This is a genomic window from Mycolicibacterium pulveris, from assembly GCF_010725725.1.
Taxonomy (GTDB): domain Bacteria; phylum Actinomycetota; class Actinomycetes; order Mycobacteriales; family Mycobacteriaceae; genus Mycobacterium; species Mycobacterium pulveris.
Genome location: NZ_AP022599.1, coordinates 4,956,668 through 4,974,429 on the forward strand (window position 1 = coordinate 4,956,668; position 17,762 = coordinate 4,974,429).

Consider the following 17,762-nt stretch of genomic DNA (forward strand, 5'->3'; position numbering starts at 1 on the left):
GCGAAAGGGAGGCGATCAGGTTGTCAAGCGGGGTAAGTGGATTCGGACCGCATCTGAGGCGGGCCGTCGTTGCTGGATCGGTGCTGCTCGGCGCGATCGTGTTGACCAGTGGCTGCGGCGACTCGCAGAGCGGTGCGCAGGGGCAGGGTCAGCAGCCAGGCGGCCAAAGCGCGTCCCAGTGCGCCTCGGGTATGCGAATGATCGGCGTCTCCGACTACGGGTCGTCGTCGCCGGGTGGGGGCACGCCGCAGTACGGCAGCGACGGCGCCAGGTTCCTCGCCGACTGGGGCCTGTCGAGCCCGTTGGTGTGCGCCGAGGTCACCGACCAGCAGCTAGCCGGGGCGGCAAGCCAGGTCGCCGAGCAGTTTCCGGAGATGTGCGCGATCGTCGGCCCGCGCAACTATCGCGACAACGCGGCGCTGCTCAGCCAGAAGTTGCCTGCCGATCAGGTCGACGCGGCCGTCGCGGCGTTCAGCAGTGCCACCGGCGGCAACCCCGTCGGTAAGTACGTCGGCTCCGACACCGGATCGGGACATCGGGTGTCCGCAGACGACCCGGGAGCGATGACCGACCCATTTATGCGGAACGAGAGCGCTGAGCGAGCGGTGCAGAACGCGCTCATCGCCTTCTGCCCGTGATATCGGTCGGGCTGACAGGATTTGAACCTGCGACCACTTGATCCCCAGTCTCAGAACCTGCGAAGTGGCCGAAGCGGCCGGAACAGCCCGTCGAGAGTCAAACCTGTTGGGACGCAAGCTGCTTTGCTCCCGCGCAGATGCGGGCGATGGCAGCTGCGGCGAGGAAACCTCCCATGGTGACCAGGCCGGTGAGGTCGCCTAGGCCGTTCTTGGCGAGGAGCACGAGAACCACGCCCGCGATGACGATGAGGACGCCGGCAACGGTCGACCGGGCACCGGTGGCCGCAACGGGCGCATCCCACCACGGGAGTGGACGATGCTCAAGCGGCGAGAGCGACACGAACATCGCGAACATCACGACCGCGAACACCACGGCCCGCAGGGCGAGTATCGCCCAGAAGTACGGCGCATCAACGTTATACGCGTCAAACCCGAGGGCATGGAGGGTGAACGTGGCCACCGCGATCGCGGGGATGTGCCACAGGTAGAGGGTCATCGCTCCCCCGTTGCCCATCGCAACCAGGTACCAGATGCGGGGCCGCTCAGCCCACTTCCCGATCGCCTTTGCGGCGGCCACAAACAGGAACGACATCCACGTGCAGTGCAACGCGAGCAGCAGCGTCGGCGGTGAGACGTTGGAGACCCGCTCCGTGCCGGTGACCACGAGCGAGACGTCGTAGGGTCCGGCGGCCGCGAGCACGGATTGTGCGGCGAACGCGGATACGGCGGCGATGAGTGCGGTGCGCGGCCCGACCAGGTGTCGTGCGTACGCCACGCCGATCACCATCGGGATCAGCCAGACAAACACGAAGTTGGCGATGCCCGCCATCGGCTCGCCCACGGCGAAGCGGAGCGCGTCGAACGCCGCGGAAATGGCGATCAGCGCGCCGACGGCGAAAGCGACGGTGCGGCCGGTCGACATGCGGGTCAGCGCTGGGACGAAGGCCAGCACGACGAGGTACACCCCGAGGAACCACAGCAGCGCCACGCACTCTCGGCCGATGCGGACGGCGGAGTCGGCGCCGAGAAGCTGATACGTCACCAGGACGCCGATCGAGCACGCCGCGAGATACCAGAAGACGGGTCGGCATAGCCGTTGCGCCCTCCTGACCAGCCAGGTGCCCCACGACGAGCCTGGATGCCAGCCGTAGGCGCCTGCGGCCCCGCCGGCCAGGAAGAACAGCGGCATGACCTGGACGATCCAGGTGATCGGTGCGATTGCCGGTATCTCCCCGAGCAGGTTGCCGATCCGCAGGCCGGTGTCATCGATGGTGGCGAGCAGCAGGGCGCAATGCCCGAACATCACCACCACCAGTGCGGCGAGCCGGGCGACGTCGACGGCGCGGTCGCGGTCGGCAGGCGTTTCGGCCGCCACCTTGCCGACAGCGGACCCGGACCTGGTGGGTGTCATGCGATCAGGATGCCGCGCCGTATGCGACCACGGAATGAGTAGTACTACGCGAGTCGCCGCGCAACACTCCGCGGTAGCGACATGTTGGGGACGCCTCAGCGACACCGAAACCGCTGGACGCGGCCGTGCCGTTGGGGCGCGAAACCATAAGAGACCACCAAGTCTGCAGGCGCCCCCTGCGTGCGCAGAAAGTGCCTCTGACCTGCGTCGGGCTGACAGGATTTGAACCTGCGACCACTTGACCCCCAGTCAAGTGCGCTACCAAACTGCGCCACAGCCCGGACGCCGCCGCGATCAGCGGCAGCGGTCGAAAGCCTACCGCAGAGCGCTGGGCTCGCCCCAACCCACCGTCGCCGTCGTCGCCGTGTCCGCGGCCACCTCCGGCGTCTGCTCCACGGGCACGAACCGGGGTGCGCGCGACGTGCGCCACGCCACCATGAGCAGCGTCGCCCACGCCACGGCGATCGTGGCGTACACGCCCGTCGACCACGGCCATTCGATGCCGAAGTAGTGCACCAGCTTCTGGCTGTTGGTCAGCACGATCACGCCGCCTACCGCCGTGCCCAACAGCGCGGGGCTGACACGGCTGACCAGCCAGGCCGCGAACGGCGCCGCGACCACCCCGCCGATCGCCAGGCCCGCGACGATCGGCAGGTTCGCGATGAACTGTTCGCGCAGGCCGACGACGAAGCCCGCCGACGCCGCGGCCGCCACCAGGAATTCCGACGCGCTCACCGACCCGATCACCGTGCGCGGCGCGGTCTTGCCCCGCGACAGCAGCGTGCTCGTCGTCACCGGCCCCCAGCCGCCACCGCCCGACGCGTCGATGAACCCGCCGAACAACCCCAACGGGCTGAGAAACCGGGCCCGATGCGGGGTCGCCCCGTGCCGCAGCACCGGCGGGTTGCGCAGCGAGAACCGCAGCACCACATAGGCGCCGATCGCCACCAGGATCGCGGCCATCAACGGCGCCGCGTGCTCGGTCGACAACGCCGACAACACCGTCGCGCCGGCGAACGCCCCGACGGCTCCGGGCACGCCGAGCTTGAGCACGATCGACCAGTCGATGTTCTTGAACCGCCAGTGCGACAGCCCGGACGCCAACGTGGTGCCCACCTCGGCGAGGTGCACCGCGGCGCTGGCCTGCGCGGCGCCGACCCCGCTGAGCACCAGCAGCGTCGTGGCGGTCACGCCGAACGCCATGCCCAGCGCGCCGTCGACCAGTTGGGCACCAACGCCGACGAACGCGAAGATCAGAAGCGAACGCATGGGGTTCGGCAGCTTTCGACTAAGAGGTCATGCGCAACGCGTGACCGAAGGACTAGTGGGGCGCGGTCAGTTGTGCGCGCAACACCACTCGTCGAAAGCCATCAGCCGACGTGACGGCCAGAACGGCTCCAACGCGCAGAGGGCCGACGGTGCGATGCGGAACTCGCGTTCAGCCACCTGTCTCCCTCTCGCGGATCGCCGGTCTTTCGGCAGCCTACCCAAGGCGTCTACACCGTCAGCAACCGGTACAGGCCGATTGTTCCCACGACGACGATCACCGCGCGCAACGCGTTCGGGGACAGCCGCCGCCCGTAGTGCGCGCCGAGGTAGCCGCCGATCAGCGATCCGACCGCGATCAGCCCGGCCGCCTCCCAGCTGATCCGGTCGAACGCCACGAGGATGTACGCCGCGGCCGCGACGACGTTGACCACCAGCGACAGCAGGTTCTTGGCCGCGTTCATCCGCTGCATGTCCTCGGGCAGCAGCGCGCCCATCGCGGCGATCAGCATGATGCCCTGCGCGGCGGTGAAGTAGCCGCCGTAGACGCCGATCGCGAAGGTGGCCGCCACCAGCGCCGCCATCCGCGTCGCGGACAGGTCGTCGGCGGACCGGCCGGCGGCCTCGGCGCGTCGCCGCGCATAGGCCTGAATCCGCGGGCCCACCACCACCAGTGCCAACGCTGCGACCAGCAGCACCGGCACCACCTGCTCGAACACCGTCTCCGGCAGGTGCAGCAGCAGAAACGCGCCCAGACCCGCGCCGACGAACGAGGCGGGCAGCTGCCACGCCAGCCGTCGCCACTGCCCGCGCAGCTCGCGCCGGTACCCCCAGGTGCCCGACAGGCTGCCCGCCACCAATCCGACCGCGTTGGACATCGTCGACGTCACCGGCGGATAGCCGAGCGCCACCAGCGTCGGGAACGTGATCAGTGTGCCGGAGCCCACGAGCGCGTTGATGGCGCCGGCGCCGACGCCGGCCAACGCGATCAAGATCATGTCGACGACGGGCACCGGGCCACCCTAATCCGAGCGATTTCGGCGCGCCGATGGACGCTCACGGGCGATGAGCGCGCCGAAATCGCCACGGGGCAACGTGTCAGCGGTCGCGGCGCTTTTCCCGGACCCGCACGTTGATGCGGATGGGGCTGCCTTCGAACCCGAAGGTCTCCCGCAGCCGCCGCTCCAGGAACCGCCGGTAGCCGGCCTCGATGAACCCGGTGGTGAACAACACGAACGTCGGGGGACGCGCGGCGGCCTGGGTGGCGAACAGGATGCGCGGCTGCTTGCCGCCGCGCACCGGCGGGGGTTGCGCCGCGACGACCTCCTTGAGGAATGTGTTCAGCCGGCCGGTCGGCACCCGGGTGTCCCACGACTGCAGCGCCCGGTCCAGCGCGGGCACCAGTTTCTGCACCGCCCGGCCGGTCTTGGCCGAGATGTTGACCCGCGGCGCCCAATGCACCTGCGCCAGCTCGCGGTCGATCTCGCGCTCCAGCAGGTAGCGGCGGTCCTCGTCGACCAGGTCCCACTTGTTGAACGCCAGCACCAGCGCCCGGCCCGCCTCGATGACCATCGAGATCACCCGCTGGTCCTGCTCGGTCAGCGGCTGCGACGCGTCGATCAACACGATGACCACCTCGGCCGCGTCGATCGCCCCGTGCGTGCGCACCGACGCGTAGAACTCGTGCCCGCTGGCCTGACCGACCTTGCGCCGCAGGCCCGCGGTGTCGATGAATCGCCAGAGCTTGCCGTCCATCTCGATCAACGAGTCGACCGGGTCGACCGTCGTTCCCGCCACATCGTGGACCACCGAGCGTTCGTCGCCCGCGAGCCGGTTCAGCAGCGAGCTCTTGCCCACATTCGGCTTGCCCACCAACGCAACTCGACGCGGGCCTCCCCCGCCCGACGAGAGCCCCGACACTTCGGGCAGCTCCTCGATGACGTTGTCGAGCAGGTCGGCCACCCCACGGCCGTGCATCGCGCTGATCGGGTGCGGTTCGCCGAGCCCCAGCGACCACAACGCGGCGGCGTCGGCTTCGCCGCGCTCGCTGTCAACTTTGTTGGCCGCCAAGAACACCGGCTTGCCCGACCGCTGCAGCAGCCGGGCCGCCGCCTCGTCGGCGGTGGTCGCGCCGACCACCGCGTCGACCACGAAGATGATCGCGTCGGCCGTGCGCATCGCCACCGAGGCCTGCTCGGCCACCAACTGCTGCAGGCCTTTGGCGTCGGGCTCCCATCCGCCGGTGTCCTGCACCACAAACCGCCGCCCCGCCCATTCGGCGTCGTAGGACACCCGGTCGCGCGTCACCCCGGGCACGTCCTGCACCACCGCCTGGCGGCGCCCCAGGATCCGGTTCACCAGCGTGGACTTGCCGACGTTCGGGCGCCCGACGACCGCGACCACCGGCGGGGCGGCCGCGGCCTCCTCGACCGCCTCGGTGACGTCCAGGTCGGCGTCGGCGCCTATCCGCCAGTCGCTTTCGTCGCTCCACGTGCCGTCGCCGGTCATGGCGTCGCCCCTGTGCGCTCCCGAACGACTTCCAACAGCTGCTCGATCACCTCGGCGGCCGACGAGTCGCTGGTGTCGACCACCACCGCGTCGTCGGCGGCCCGCAGCGGCGACATCGGGCGGGTGGAGTCCAGATGGTCGCGGCGCTGCACGTCGGCCAGCACGGCCTCGTAGTCGTCGCCGAGGCCGGCGGCGATGTTCTGCTCGTTGCGCCGTCGCGCGCGCACCTCCGGCGAGGCGGTCAGAAAGATCTTCAGGTCGGCGTCGGGCAGCACCACGGTGCCGATGTCACGGCCCTCCACGACGATGCTGCCGGGGCCCGACGCCAGTTCCCGCTGCAGTCCGACCAGCCGTGCCCGAATGGCGGGCACCGCCGAGACCGCCGAGACGGCCTTGGTCACCGCGTCGCCACGGATCTCGGCCGAAACATCCTCTGCGTCAAGGTAAGCCTCGTCCTTGTCGGGGTGATCGCCGACCGACAGCGGGACGTCCTTGGTGACCGACTCGATGGCGGGGGTGTCGTGCAGATCCACGCCCGCGCGCACCACGGCCAGCGTCACCACCCGATACATCGCCCCGGTATCGAGATAGCGTGCGCCCAGCGCACGCGCCAATCCCCTTGACACCGTGGATTTTCCGGTCCCCGCCGGGCCGTCGACGGCGATCACCAGCGACGGGCTCACAATCCGACCGCCTTGTACAGCTCGCCGAGTTCCTTCTGGGTCAGCACCCGGATGCTGCCCGGGCGTTGATCGCCCAGCGAGACCGTGCCGATGTCCGTGCGCACCAGTTCCTGTACCGGATAGCCGACCGCGGCGAGCAGCCGACGCACGATTCGTTTGCGTCCCTCGTGCAGGGTCACGCGCACCAGCGTCTTGCCCGGCACCTTGTCGACCACAGCGAAATCGTCCACGCGGACCGGACCGTCGTCCAGTTCGACGCCGGCGCGCAGCTTGCGGCCCAACCCGCGCGGAACCGTGCCCAGCACGGTCGCCAGGTAGGTCTTGGGCACCTCGTAGGACGGGTGCATCAACCGGTGCGCCAGCTCGCCGTCGTTGGTCAGCAGCATCAAGCCCTCGGTGTCGGCGTCCAGGCGCCCGACATGAAAGAGCTTCTTGTTGCCCCGCACCCGGTGCTCGACCAGGTCGCCGATGCACGGCCTGCCCCGGTCGTCGGACATCGTCGAATGCATGCCCTTGGGTTTGTTGATCGCCAGGTGCACCAGGGTGTCGTCCAGCACCACTTTGGCGCCGTCGACCCGGATCTCCGACACCTCCGGATCCACCCGCGTGCCCAACTCGGTGACCACCCGGCCGTCCACTTCGACGCGGCCGTCGAGGATCATCTTCTCCGCGGCGCGACGTGACGCGATTCCGGCCTGTGACAACACTTTCTGCAGTCGAACACCCTCAGGTTCAGCCATCCGAATCCTGGTCCACGTCAAATGACATCGGCTGCTCGGGCGACGGTGCCCCGTTGAGCTTCATGAAACGCGGTTCCTCGCTGAGCGATTCGCTCAGATCGTCGATGACGTCGACGTCAGGCAGCAGCGGGGCGATGTCGGGCAGATCGGCCAGTGACGTGAGACCCAAGCGCTCCAAGAACAATTCGGTGGTCGCGAACGTCACCGCGCCGGAATCGGGGTCGGTGCCCGCCTCGGTGATCAGCCCGCGCGCCACCAGCGTGCGCATCACCGCGTCCACGTTGACACCGCGCACCGCGCTGACCCGCGCACGGGTCACCGGCTGCCGGTAGGCGACCACCGCCAGCGTCTCCAACGCGGCCCGGGTCAGCTTCGACCGTGCTCCGTCGAGCAACAGCCGCTCGACGTAGGGCGCGAACCGGGCCCTTGTGTACATCCGCCAGCCACCGCCGGCTTCGCGCAGGTCGATGCCGCTGTCACGGGCGGTGAGCTCCTCGGCCAGCGACCGCAGCTTCTCGGCCACCCGCGCAGGGGGCTGCTCGGTGGCCACGGCCAGCTGCTCGACCGTCACCGGGGTGTCGACCACCAACAACAGCGCCTCCAGCACCGAGCCGAGCTCGGAGTCCTCCAGCTCGGGCGCGGTCGCGACGTCGATGCCCAGGTCGAGATCCGTCGGTTCAGCGTCGTGATGGTCAGTCATAGTGGTCCACTTCCGCCGCGAGGTGTTGGTCAGTCGGGCGTTCTCCGGTCCACGAAATCTGGAGCACACCAAGCGGTTCTGGTTGTTCGAATGCTACTGCCCGGGCGCGGTACAGCTCGAGCAGCGCCAGAAACCGGCCGACGATCTCGATCGGCGCCTGACAGTCGGCCACCAGCTCGCGAAACGACGCCCACTGCCCCACCCCGCGGCTCTCGAGCAACCCCATCAGGTTAGCCACCTGCTCGGGCACCGACACCGCCACCTGGTGCAGGTGGTCGGTGCCCACGGTGGGGACCGGTCGCGGGGTGAAGGCGGCCGCCGCGATCTGCGCGAAACGCTCGGCGTCGACGCCGAGCATCACCTCGGGCAGCAGGTCTTGGTAGCGGTCCTCCAGCGACACCGCGCGCGGGTAGCTGCGCAGCGCGGCGGCCTCGAGTTCGGCGAACATCTCGGCGACGTGCTTGAATGCCCGGTACTGCAGCAGCCGCGCGAACAGCAGGTCACGCACCTCCAGCAGCTCGAGGTCCTCCTCGTCGTGCACCTCGCCCGCGGGCAGCAGCCGCGCGGCCTTCAGATCCAGCAGCGTCGCGGCCACCACCAGAAACGCGGTGGTCTCCTCGAGTTCGAGCTGCGGGCCGATGGCCCTGGTGTAGGCGATGAACTCGTCGGTGACCTGATGCAGCGCCACCTCGGTGACATCGAGCCGGTGCGCGAAGATCAGCTGCAGCAGCAGGTCGAACGGACCCTCGAAATTGCTCAGCCGGACCTGGAACCCTGACTGTTCGGTTCGGTCCGGTTGGGTCTCGGTGTTCACGCGCCAAACCGGTCGATGACTTCGCGAGCCAACGCCCGATACGCCGCCGCGCCACTGGATTTGGGCGCCCACGTGGTGATCGGCTCACCGGCCACGCTGGTCTCCGGGAACCGCACCGTGCGCGTGATCACGGTGTCGAACACCAGGTCGCCGAACCGCTCCACCACTCGCGCCATCACTTCGCGCGAGTTTACGGTGCGCGGGTCATACCGGGTGACGAGGATGCCGCTGATCCTCAGCTTGGGGTTGAGCCGGTCACGCACCTTGTCGACGGTGTCGGTCAGCAACGCCAGACCGCGCAGCGAGAAGAACTCGCACTCGGTCGGGATGATCACGCCGTCGCTGCAGGCCAGACCGTTCACGGTGAGCAGTCCCAGCGACGGCTGGCAGTCGATCAGCACGTAGTCGTAGCGGTCCAGCACCGGATACAGCGCGCGGGCCAGGGACTGCTCCCGGCCGACCTCGTTGACCAGCTGGATCTCGGCGGCCGACAGGTCGATGTTGCTGGGCACCAGGTCCATGCCCTTGACGCGGGTGTTGACCAGCACGTCGTCGATGGACACCCGCGGCTCGACGAGCAGGTTGTGCACGGTGTGCTCGAGCTCGTAGTGCGGAACCCCCAGCCCCGCCGATAGCGCGCCTTGGGGATCCAGATCCACCAGCAGCACCCGGCGGCCGTATTCGGCCAGGCTGGCGCCCAGGTTGATGGTCGACGTGGTCTTGCCGACGCCGCCCTTCTGGTTGCACATCGCGATGACCTTGGCGGGGCCGTGCACCGATTTGGGTTTCGGTTCGGGAATGGGCCGCGGCGGGCGGCCGGTCAGGCCCACCTCGGTTTCGCCGCTGTCGTCGCTCATGCGCCACCACCCCTGGTCAGGTACCGCAAACGCATGGCGAACATCCGGGCAAGTTTAACGGGACAAGCGTCCCTGGACGGGCAGACCCGCTGGGCAACACGAGAGGGACCGGGCGGACGGGCGGCGGCATAGGGTGGCGCCATGGGGCTGAAGCAGAAAGTGCCGTTCCTTCGCTGGTCGGTCTGGCGCTTCGCGTTGGGTCTGCCCGGCCTGAGGAAAACGGGTCAGATCGGCGACGGCCGCGAACAGGCGTGCGCGGACTTCGTGGAGCAACATGCGCGGCGCGATGACGTCGACGACGTGCTGTCCGCCATGGACGACTTCGCTTACAACAAGTCGATGCTGATGAACGTCGGCGACGAGAAGGGCGCGCTGCTTGACACGGCGGTACGCCGCGCCGACCCGCGCCTGGTGCTCGAGCTCGGCACCTACTGCGGATACGGGGCGTTGCGGCTGGCCCGGGCGGCGCCGTCGGCCAGGGTGGTCTCCGTCGAATTCTCCGCGGCCAACGCCGAAGTGGCCCGGCGCATCTGGGCGCACGCGGGGGTCGACGACCGGGTCACGTGCGTGGTCGGCACGCTCGACGACGGCGGCAGGACCCTCGACGTGCTGGCCGCCGAGCACGGCTTCGCCGCGGGCAGCCTGGACGTGATGTTCATCGACCACGACAAGCGCGCTTACCTGCAGGACCTGCAGAGCGTGCTCGACCGCGGATGGTTGCACCCCGGCTCGATCGTCGTGGCCGACAATGTCCGGATTCCCGGGGCGCCCAAGTACCGGGCCTACATGGCCGAGCAGCAGGGCAAGCTGTGGCACACCGTCGAGCACAAGACCCACGTCGAGTACCAGTCGGTGCTGCCCGACCTGGTGCTGGAGTCGGAGTACCTGGGCCAGTGACTGTCCCTTTTGGGCACTAGCAGGTGACTTCCATGCATCAGGTGCAGGTAATCAACCCGTTAAAGCGGTATCGGCGCCTGATCAGCGGGCCCGCGGGTGGGCGCCGGCCCAGACCTCCCGCAGCGCGGTGACGGTGACCATGGTGTAGATCTGGGTCGTCGTCACCGACGCGTGGCCGAGCAGTTCCTGCACGACGCGAACGTCGGCGCCGCCGTCGAGCAGGTGCGTGGCGAACGAGTGCCGCAGCACGTGCGGCGACACGGCGGCGGTGATGCCCGCCCGTTCGGCCGAGTCCTGCAGCACCTGCCATGCGCTCTGCCGCGACAGCCGTCCGCCGCGGGCGTTGAGGAAGATCGCCGCGTTGCCCCGGCCGCGCCGCGCCAAGTCGGGGCGGCCGCGCACGAAGTAGGCGTCCAGCGCGGTGACCGCGGGCCGGCCGATCGGCACCAGCCGGTGCTTGCCGCCCTTGCCGCGTAGCAGCACCGACCGGGCCTGCGTGTCGACGTCGTCGACGTCGAGCCCGACGGCCTCCGAGATACGCGCGCCGGTCGAGTAGAGCAGCTCCAGCAGCGCCCGGTTGCGCAGCGTCAACGGCCCGTCGGCCTCGCTGTCGCCGCCTGCGGCTTCCAGCAGCGCCAGCACCTCGTCGATCGTCAGGCTCTTCGGCAGGCGCCGGCTCGGGGTGGGCGGTTTGACGGCCGAGGCGACGTCGACCGGGGTGAGCCCCTCGGCGGCGGCGAAGCGGTGCAACCCGCGCACGGCGATCAGCGCCCGCGCGGCCGACACCGCCGACAGGGGAACCGTTCCGGTGTCGGGGTCGCCGCGTCGCAGGGCGACCAGGAAGTCGCTGACGTCGGTTTCGGACACGTCGGCCAGATCCGCGATTCCGCGCAGCGTCAGGTGTTGGGTGTAGCGGCGCAGGTCGCGGCGGTAGGAGCTCAGCGTGTTGGCCGCGACGCCGCGCTCGATGGTCAGGTGGTCGAGGTAGCCCTGCACCTGCCCTTCCAGCGCTGTGCGCAGGGTGGTCACAACAGCCCCATCCGGCGTGCGAACGCGGTCGGCCGGTCGGTCCACGGGGTGTCGACGGGGCGAAGGGCCGACTCGTCGGTGACCGTGTGCGCGGCCAAAATGCCGCCGACGGCAATGGAATTGACGATTTCGCCGAACAACACCATCTGCACCGCCTGCGTCAGCGGAAACCATTGCAGCGTCAGGTCGGCTTCCTCGTCGTGGGCCTCGGGCCTGCCGACGTCGGTCAGCCCTGTGGCCAGATACACCCGCACGCTCTCGTCGCAGAAGCCCGGCGCCGAGTCGAGGTCGACGAGGGTGTGCCAGGTCGTCGCGGTCAGGCCTGCTTCTTCCTTCAGTTCGCGTGCGGCGGTGACGTGGGGCGGTTCTCCCCCGTAATCCAACAAACCGGCGGGCAGTTCCCACAGCCGCCGACCGAACGGGTGGCGATATTGGTAGACCAGCATGACGTTGCGGTCGTCGTCCATCGCGAGCACCGCCACCGCGCCGTAGTGCTCGACCACTTCGCGCCGCGCGGTGTTACCTCCGGGCATCCGGACCTCGTCGCCGCGGAGGGCCAGGATCTTTCCGACGTATATCGTTTCGGAGGCGACGGTCTCGAAGTCGTGCTCAGCCACGGACTCGAGACTTTTGCAGCTCGGGCTCTTCAAGCAGTTGCCCGATCTCTTCGGGATGCTCGGCTCCGTTCGCGTGCTCGGGGATGTCCATGCCCGGAAGCCGTTCCTCTGCCTTGTAGTTCAACGCCGCGCCGACGAACGCGACGAACAGCGGATGGGGCCGGGTGGGGCGGCTCTTGAGCTCCGGGTGCGCCTGGGTGCCGACCAGGAACGGGTGTACCTCGCGGTCGTACTCGACGAACTCCACCAGGTGGCCGTCCGGAGAGGTGCCGGAGAACCGCAGCCCGCTTTCGGCGATGCGCTCGCGGTAGGCGTTGTTGACCTCGTAACGGTGCCGGTGCCGCTCGGAGACCTCGGTGGCCTGATATGCCTGCGCCACAATCGAATCCGGCTGGAGCACGGCCGGATAGGCACCCAGCCGCATGGTGCCGCCCAGGTCGGCGGTGCCGGCGACCGCGTCCCGCTGATCGGCCATCGTGGAGATCACCGGATCGGGGGTGGCGGGATCGAACTCGGCGGAGTTGGCCTCGGTCAGCCCGACGGAGCGCGCCGCCTCGATGACGATGCACTGCAGTCCGAGGCACAGGCCCAGGACAGGCAGCTTGCGTTTGCGGGCGTAGCTGATCGCGCCGATCTTGCCTTCGATACCGCGGATCCCGAACCCACCGGGGATCAGCACCGCGTGCACGTCCTGAAGCGCCGCGGCCACGCCGGTTTCGGTCTCACAGTCATCGGAGGCGACCCAGCGCATCTCCACCTTGGCGCGGTGCTTGAATCCGCCGGCCCGCAGCGCCTCCGCCACCGACAGGTACGCGTCGGACAGGTCGATGTACTTGCCCACCAGGGCGATTCGCACCGTCTCATGGGGATCGTGCACGCGCTGCAGCAGGTCGTTCCACTGCGTCCAGTCGACGTCGCGGAACGCGAGGTTCAGCCGACGCACCACGTAGGCGTCGAGCTCCTCCCGGTGCAGCACCTTGGGGATGTCGTAGATCGACGGGGCGTCCGGGGTGGAGATCACGCCGTCGACGTCGACGTCGCACATCAGCGCAATCTTGTTCTTCAGCGGTTCGGGCACGTCGCGGTCGCTGCGCAGGATCAACGCGTCCGGGGTGATACCGATGCTGCGCAGCGCGGCCACCGAATGCTGCGTCGGCTTGGTCTTCAGTTCGCCGGAGGGCGCCATGAAGGGCACCAGCGAGCAGTGCAGGAAGAAGCAGTTCTCCCGGCCGACCTCATGGCGGACCTGGCGCGCGGCCTCCAGGAACGGCAGCGATTCGATATCGCCGACGGTGCCGCCGATCTCGGTGATGACGACGTCGGGTCGGTGCCCGGAGGGGTCGGGCTCGGCCATCTCCAGGATGCGCCTCTTGATCTCGTCGGTGATGTGCGGAATCACCTGCACGGTGTCGCCGAGATACTCGCCGCGACGCTCCTTGGCGATGACCGTCGAATAGACCTGTCCCGTCGTCACATTGGCCGAGCCGGTCAAGTCGCGGTCCAGGAACCGCTCGTAGTGCCCGACGTCGAGGTCGGTCTCGGCGCCGTCCTCGGTGACGAACACCTCCCCGTGCTGGAACGGGTTCATGGTGCCCGGGTCGACGTTGAGGTAGGGGTCAAGCTTCTGCATCGTGACGTGCAGGCCCCGGGCGGTGAGCAGCTGGCCGAGGCTCGACGCGGTCAGGCCCTTGCCGAGGGAAGAGACGACTCCGCCCGTGACGAAGAGGTGCTTGGTGGCCGTTTGCGGGTGCTTGCGAAACGCTGGCAAGAGCAACCTCCGTGACGACGGGCAGGGCTTACTTTTCTAGGCCGATTCCTAGAGCTTGGGGCCTGCCGACCCACGGAACCCCACCTTAACACCGACACCGACAAGCAGGCGCTGACGCGCCGTCGGGGCGGCGGGAGGATGTCTACTGCGGGACGGTGACCGAGGTCGCGCCCGCGCCGATGCCGTACTGGCCGGGCCGGGCGCCGTTGGCGAGGTCGCCCAGCGCCAGCACCGAGGTGATCCGGCCGGCTTCGATGTCGACGTCGTCGACGGTGCTCACGGCCGAGTTCAGCCCCGCGTCCGATCGGGTCACCGCGACGGCCGCGGTCCCCGACGCCGAGCCGTCCCGGCCCGCGAGCACGGTGCCCGAACCGTGCGGAGCCAGCCCGGCGGCGAACCGGGCGACGGTGGACCCCCGGTTTCCGGCGTCGTCGCCCAACGCGCCGCCGGTGACGATAAGCGCCGTGTTGGCCGCGCCCACCCGCTGGTCGTCATAGGTGATGAAGCCGGTGTCGCGCAACGTTGCGAGCACGGTTTCGCGTTGGGTGTCGTCGACCGGCGTCACCTTCGGATCCCTGTTGATCAGCAACGTGATTCCCAACAGGTCGCCTGCCTGTGAACCCTGGTCCACCGCGGTGGTGCTCAGTTGTTTTCCCGCGGGCACGATCGGCGAGTTCACCACCGACAGCAGTTTGTCGGCGGAGTTGGCGGTGACGAATTCCTGGGTCAGCGTGATGGTCCCGGTGAGCGTTGCGCCGGCTTGGCCGATCAGGCGGGTCAGTGCGTCGACGTCGTCGTCGGCGGCGTCTGGCGTGCGAAACAGCACCACCGACTTGTCCTTCATCGTGTCGCGGAGAATGCGGGGCGACATCTGCGCATCGAATTCCCCAGCGGCGCTGAGCTTCTCGTTGAGCGCGTTCTTGTCGGTGTTCAGGGTGTCGATCTTGACCTGTAGGTCGCGTTTATCGTCCTGCAGGCCGGACAGCACCGTGTTGGACAGCAGGCCGGACCCCAGCGCCACGCCGATCGCCAAGGCGAGGAAGACGGCGGCGAGTGAGATCGCGTGTGTGCGAAGGGAAATCACGCGTGACTCCTAGGTGACCCAACCCTGTACCCAGAGCAGGAACCGGTTCCAGTAATCGGCGACCCAGTCCAGCAGGGCCGTGTCGGCGCGGGCCACCCACAGGGCGACGATCACCGCGACCAGCATGGCAAGCACCAGCAGCGCGATCGCTCCGGCCGACACCCTGCTGCGATACAGGGTGGCAACGGCTTTCGCGTCGACCAGCTTTTCTCCCACCTTGAGCCGGGTGAGGAACGTCGATGGGTTGCTCTGCTGGCGGGAGCGGTCGAAGAACTCCTCGATGCTGGCGCTGTGGCCGGCGGTGACGATCAGCGAGGCGCCGTGGTGGTCGCACAGCAGAAGTGAGAGGTCGGCGGCCGAACCCGCCGCGGGGAACGTCATCGCGCCGACGCCCAGGTCCTGAATCCGTTCCAGCCCGGGAGCGTGGCCGTCGGCGTCGGCGGGAAGCACCACCTGCGCACCGCATCGGAGCACGTCGGCGCTCATCTTGTCGGGGTCGCCGACGATGAGCTGGGGCCGATACCCGGCCTTGCGCAGGATGTCGGCGCCGGAGCCGACCCCGACCAGCACCGGCTGATACTCCTTGATGAACGGCTTGAGCGCCTTGAGGTCCGCGGCGGCACCGTTTCCCTCGGCCACGATCACCACGTGGCGGCGGTTGAGGTCCACGTCGACGTCGGGGATGCCGATGCCGTCGATGAGCAGCGGGCTCTCGCTGCGGATGAACTCGATCGTGTTGCCTGCGAACGCTTCGAGGTGGGCCACCAGCCCGCTCTTGGCCTCGTGCATCAGCTCGTGGATGTCGTGGTCGGTGCGTTCCACGCCCTGGATCAGGAGGCGATCCCCGGAGTACACACCGCCGTCGTGCAGCCGCACCCGCGCGCCGTCCTTGACCTTCTTGAACACCTCGGCGCCGGTGTTGTCGATCAGCGTCACCCCGTTGAGGACCAGGACCTCGGGCCCGAGGTTGGGGTAGCGCCCGGAGATCGACGGCGAGGCGTTGACGACCGCGGTGACGCCGGCTTCCACGAGGGCGTCGGCGGTGATCCGGTCCAGGTCCAGCGCGTCGATGACGACGATGTCGCCCGGCGTGATTCGTCGGAGCAGTCTCTCGAGGTCGCGGTCCACACGGGCGGTGCCGACGATGCCCGGGCGTGAGGCATTACGAGATAGCAGGGCTGACATCTTCATGGGCCGATTCTGTCGAGGCGGGGCCCGGATCCGTCGGAGGCGCGCCGTAACACCAGCCTCACAAGTTGTCTTTTGTCACAGTTGCAACACGTCTTGATGTCGGAATTGGAGCGGCCGCTGGGGGGTTCTTCGGGCGGGGTTGGCGGCGCGATGAATCGCTGTAGGCAGATTGATATTAAAGTATTTAATTATTAATCTATATTGTGCCCAGCCGTTGCGCTGATACCGGCGCGAGAGGAGACCGCACGCCATGGCCGATGCTGACGGCACCCGTCCCCGTCATGCGGTGCTGACCGTATCCGAGGTGGTGCAGGAAACCGCGTCGGCGATCTCGCTCAAGTTCGACCGACCCTCATGCGGCGACTTCCGGTATCAGCCCGGCCAGTTCCTGACCTTTCGCATTCCCGGAGACGACCGCGGTTCGGTCGCCCGCTGCTATTCGTTGTCGAGCTCGCCGGCGACCGACGATCACCTGAAAGTGACGATCAAACGAATAGCCGGTGGGTACGGGTCGAACTGGTTCGCCGACAATGCCGTTGTCGGTTCTGAGTTCGAGGTGCTGCCGCCGGCGGGTGTTTTCACGCCGAAGAGTTACGACAACGATCTGCTCGCGTTCGCGGGAGGCAGTGGAATCACGCCGATCATGTCGATCGTCAAGTCGGTGCTCACCGAAGGCAAGGCCGGCATCACCGTCGTGTACGCCAACCGCGACGATCGCGACGTCATCTTCGCCCGCGAACTCGACGAGCTCTGTCGCGCCCATTGCGGCCGCTTGACCGTCATCCACTGGTTGGATTCCCTGCAGGGGCTGCCGACACCCGAACTGCTGACTCGGCTGGTTTCGCCACTCACCTACACCGACGTGTTCGTCTGCGGGCCCGCACCCTTCATGGCGGCGGTGCGAAATACGCTGACAGGGTTGAACTTCGATCAGAATCGTCTTCATACCGAAGTCTTCACCTCGCTGTCCAACGACCCGTTCGCGACCAACCTCAGTCCCGAATCGGCCGGCGCGGCGACGGCTCATGTGGAGATCGACGGCTTGACCCATGTCCTCGACTGGCCGCGCAATCGCTCCCTGGTCGACACGTTGGTCGACGCCGGCATCGAGGTGCCTTATGCCTGCCGCGAAGGGGAATGCGGCGCCTGCGTGTGCACGGTCACCGATGGGCAGGTGACCATGAACCGGGTCGACATCCTCGAAGCTGACGACGTGGCAGGTGGGCTTGCGCTGGGCTGCCAGGCCAGGCCCGCCTCCGACGAGGTTAGCGTCACCTTCGACTGATCAGCCCAGCAGATACATCGTCGCGAGCACTACGAGCAATATCCCGCAATAGGATTCGAAGACCGTGCGCAGTACCAGCGGCGCATCTCGAAGCTCCATGAAATACAGCCCGATCAACCGGATCTTGAACACCGCGACGGCGAGGATCACCAGGCTCGCAGACACGTGGTGGCCGGCGAAACCGTGCTCGGTGCCGAGCGCCCACGAGAAAACGGTCAGCACGGTGAGGGTGAGCCAAGCCGCCGAGGCCTTTGTGCGTACAAGGGTATTCATG

At 68.1% G+C, this 17,762-nt stretch carries 18 protein-coding genes and 1 tRNA gene; 3 read left to right on the forward strand and 16 right to left on the reverse strand.

The window, feature by feature from the left end:
• Positions 1-20 precede the first annotated feature (20 nt).
• Entirely contained in the window at positions 21-638 is a 618-nt protein-coding gene (locus G6N28_RS24050) for a hypothetical protein (protein WP_163904731.1), read from the forward strand.
• A 97-nt stretch (positions 639-735) separates the two neighbouring features.
• Here the strand turns inward: G6N28_RS24050 and G6N28_RS24055 are convergent, their stop codons facing one another.
• The 10 genes from G6N28_RS24055 to G6N28_RS24100 all read right to left on the reverse strand — a co-directional run bounded on the left by G6N28_RS24055 (position 736) and on the right by G6N28_RS24100 (position 9,617).
• Positions 736-2,049, reverse strand: a complete 1,314-nt coding sequence (locus tag G6N28_RS24055) for an acyltransferase family protein (protein ID WP_163904733.1) — start codon at positions 2,047-2,049, stop codon at positions 736-738.
• Between the two features lie 207 nt (positions 2,050-2,256).
• Positions 2,257-2,330, reverse strand: a tRNA-Pro gene (locus tag G6N28_RS24060).
• Positions 2,331-2,364: 34 nt separating this feature from the next.
• A complete protein-coding gene (locus G6N28_RS24065) occupies positions 2,365-3,318 on the reverse strand; it encodes a sulfite exporter TauE/SafE family protein (protein ID WP_163904735.1) in 954 nt (317 codons plus the stop codon).
• A gap of 227 nt (positions 3,319-3,545) precedes the next feature.
• On the reverse strand, positions 3,546-4,313 hold the full coding sequence (locus G6N28_RS24070; protein ID WP_163906586.1) for a sulfite exporter TauE/SafE family protein: 768 nt from the start codon (positions 4,311-4,313) through the stop codon (positions 3,546-3,548).
• A gap of 100 nt (positions 4,314-4,413) precedes the next feature.
• Positions 4,414-5,823 carry a ribosome biogenesis GTPase Der gene (der, locus tag G6N28_RS24075; RefSeq protein ID WP_163904737.1) on the reverse strand — a complete coding sequence of 470 codons (1,410 nt, stop codon included), beginning with the start codon at positions 5,821-5,823 and terminating at the stop codon, positions 4,414-4,416.
• Complete coding sequence (gene cmk / locus G6N28_RS24080) at positions 5,820-6,506, reverse strand: (d)CMP kinase (RefSeq protein ID WP_163904739.1); 687 nt, start codon at positions 6,504-6,506, stop codon at positions 5,820-5,822. The genes der and cmk overlap by 4 nt, the downstream gene beginning before the upstream one ends.
• Complete coding sequence (locus G6N28_RS24085; protein ID WP_163904741.1) at positions 6,503-7,246, reverse strand: pseudouridine synthase; 744 nt, start codon at positions 7,244-7,246, stop codon at positions 6,503-6,505. The genes cmk and G6N28_RS24085 overlap by 4 nt, the downstream gene beginning before the upstream one ends.
• A complete protein-coding gene (gene scpB / locus G6N28_RS24090; RefSeq protein ID WP_163904743.1) occupies positions 7,239-7,946 on the reverse strand; it encodes an SMC-Scp complex subunit ScpB in 708 nt (235 codons plus the stop codon). Before scpB ends, G6N28_RS24085 begins: the two co-directional genes overlap by 8 nt.
• A complete protein-coding gene (locus G6N28_RS24095) occupies positions 7,939-8,760 on the reverse strand; it encodes a segregation/condensation protein A (RefSeq protein WP_163904745.1) in 822 nt (273 codons plus the stop codon). The genes scpB and G6N28_RS24095 overlap by 8 nt, the downstream gene beginning before the upstream one ends.
• Complete coding sequence (locus tag G6N28_RS24100) at positions 8,757-9,617, reverse strand: ParA family protein (protein ID WP_163904747.1); 861 nt, start codon at positions 9,615-9,617, stop codon at positions 8,757-8,759. The genes G6N28_RS24095 and G6N28_RS24100 overlap by 4 nt, the downstream gene beginning before the upstream one ends.
• A 141-nt stretch (positions 9,618-9,758) precedes the next feature.
• Between G6N28_RS24100 and G6N28_RS24105 the strand changes: the two genes are divergently transcribed.
• Positions 9,759-10,514: an O-methyltransferase gene (locus tag G6N28_RS24105; RefSeq protein WP_163904749.1), complete on the forward strand. Its 756-nt coding sequence runs from the start codon at positions 9,759-9,761 to the stop codon at positions 10,512-10,514.
• Between the two features lie 81 nt (positions 10,515-10,595).
• Here G6N28_RS24105 and xerD read toward each other — a convergent pair whose 3' ends face one another.
• The 5 genes from xerD to steA all read right to left on the reverse strand — a co-directional run bounded on the left by xerD (position 10,596) and on the right by steA (position 16,203).
• Positions 10,596-11,543: a site-specific tyrosine recombinase XerD gene (xerD, locus tag G6N28_RS24110; protein WP_163904751.1), complete on the reverse strand. Its 948-nt coding sequence runs from the start codon at positions 11,541-11,543 to the stop codon at positions 10,596-10,598.
• Positions 11,540-12,160, reverse strand: a complete 621-nt coding sequence (locus G6N28_RS24115; RefSeq protein WP_163904753.1) for an NUDIX domain-containing protein — start codon at positions 12,158-12,160, stop codon at positions 11,540-11,542. The genes xerD and G6N28_RS24115 overlap by 4 nt, the downstream gene beginning before the upstream one ends.
• Complete coding sequence (locus tag G6N28_RS24120; protein ID WP_163904755.1) at positions 12,153-13,928, reverse strand: CTP synthase; 1,776 nt, start codon at positions 13,926-13,928, stop codon at positions 12,153-12,155. The genes G6N28_RS24115 and G6N28_RS24120 overlap by 8 nt, the downstream gene beginning before the upstream one ends.
• A 142-nt stretch (positions 13,929-14,070) precedes the next feature.
• A complete protein-coding gene (locus tag G6N28_RS24125; protein WP_163904757.1) occupies positions 14,071-15,012 on the reverse strand; it encodes a copper transporter in 942 nt (313 codons plus the stop codon).
• A 9-nt stretch (positions 15,013-15,021) separates the two neighbouring features.
• Positions 15,022-16,203: a putative cytokinetic ring protein SteA gene (gene steA / locus G6N28_RS24130; RefSeq protein ID WP_163904759.1), complete on the reverse strand. Its 1,182-nt coding sequence runs from the start codon at positions 16,201-16,203 to the stop codon at positions 15,022-15,024.
• 250 nt (positions 16,204-16,453) lie between these two features.
• Between steA and G6N28_RS24135 the strand changes: the two genes are divergently transcribed.
• Positions 16,454-17,488, forward strand: coding sequence for a ferredoxin--NADP reductase (locus tag G6N28_RS24135; RefSeq protein WP_163904761.1), 1,035 nt, complete (start codon positions 16,454-16,456; stop codon positions 17,486-17,488).
• On the opposite strand, the gene G6N28_RS24140 is transcribed toward G6N28_RS24135, so the two are convergent.
• Complete coding sequence (locus tag G6N28_RS24140; protein WP_163904763.1) at positions 17,489-17,761, reverse strand: cytochrome C oxidase subunit IV family protein; 273 nt, start codon at positions 17,759-17,761, stop codon at positions 17,489-17,491.
• Position 17,762: the final 1 nt, after the last annotated feature.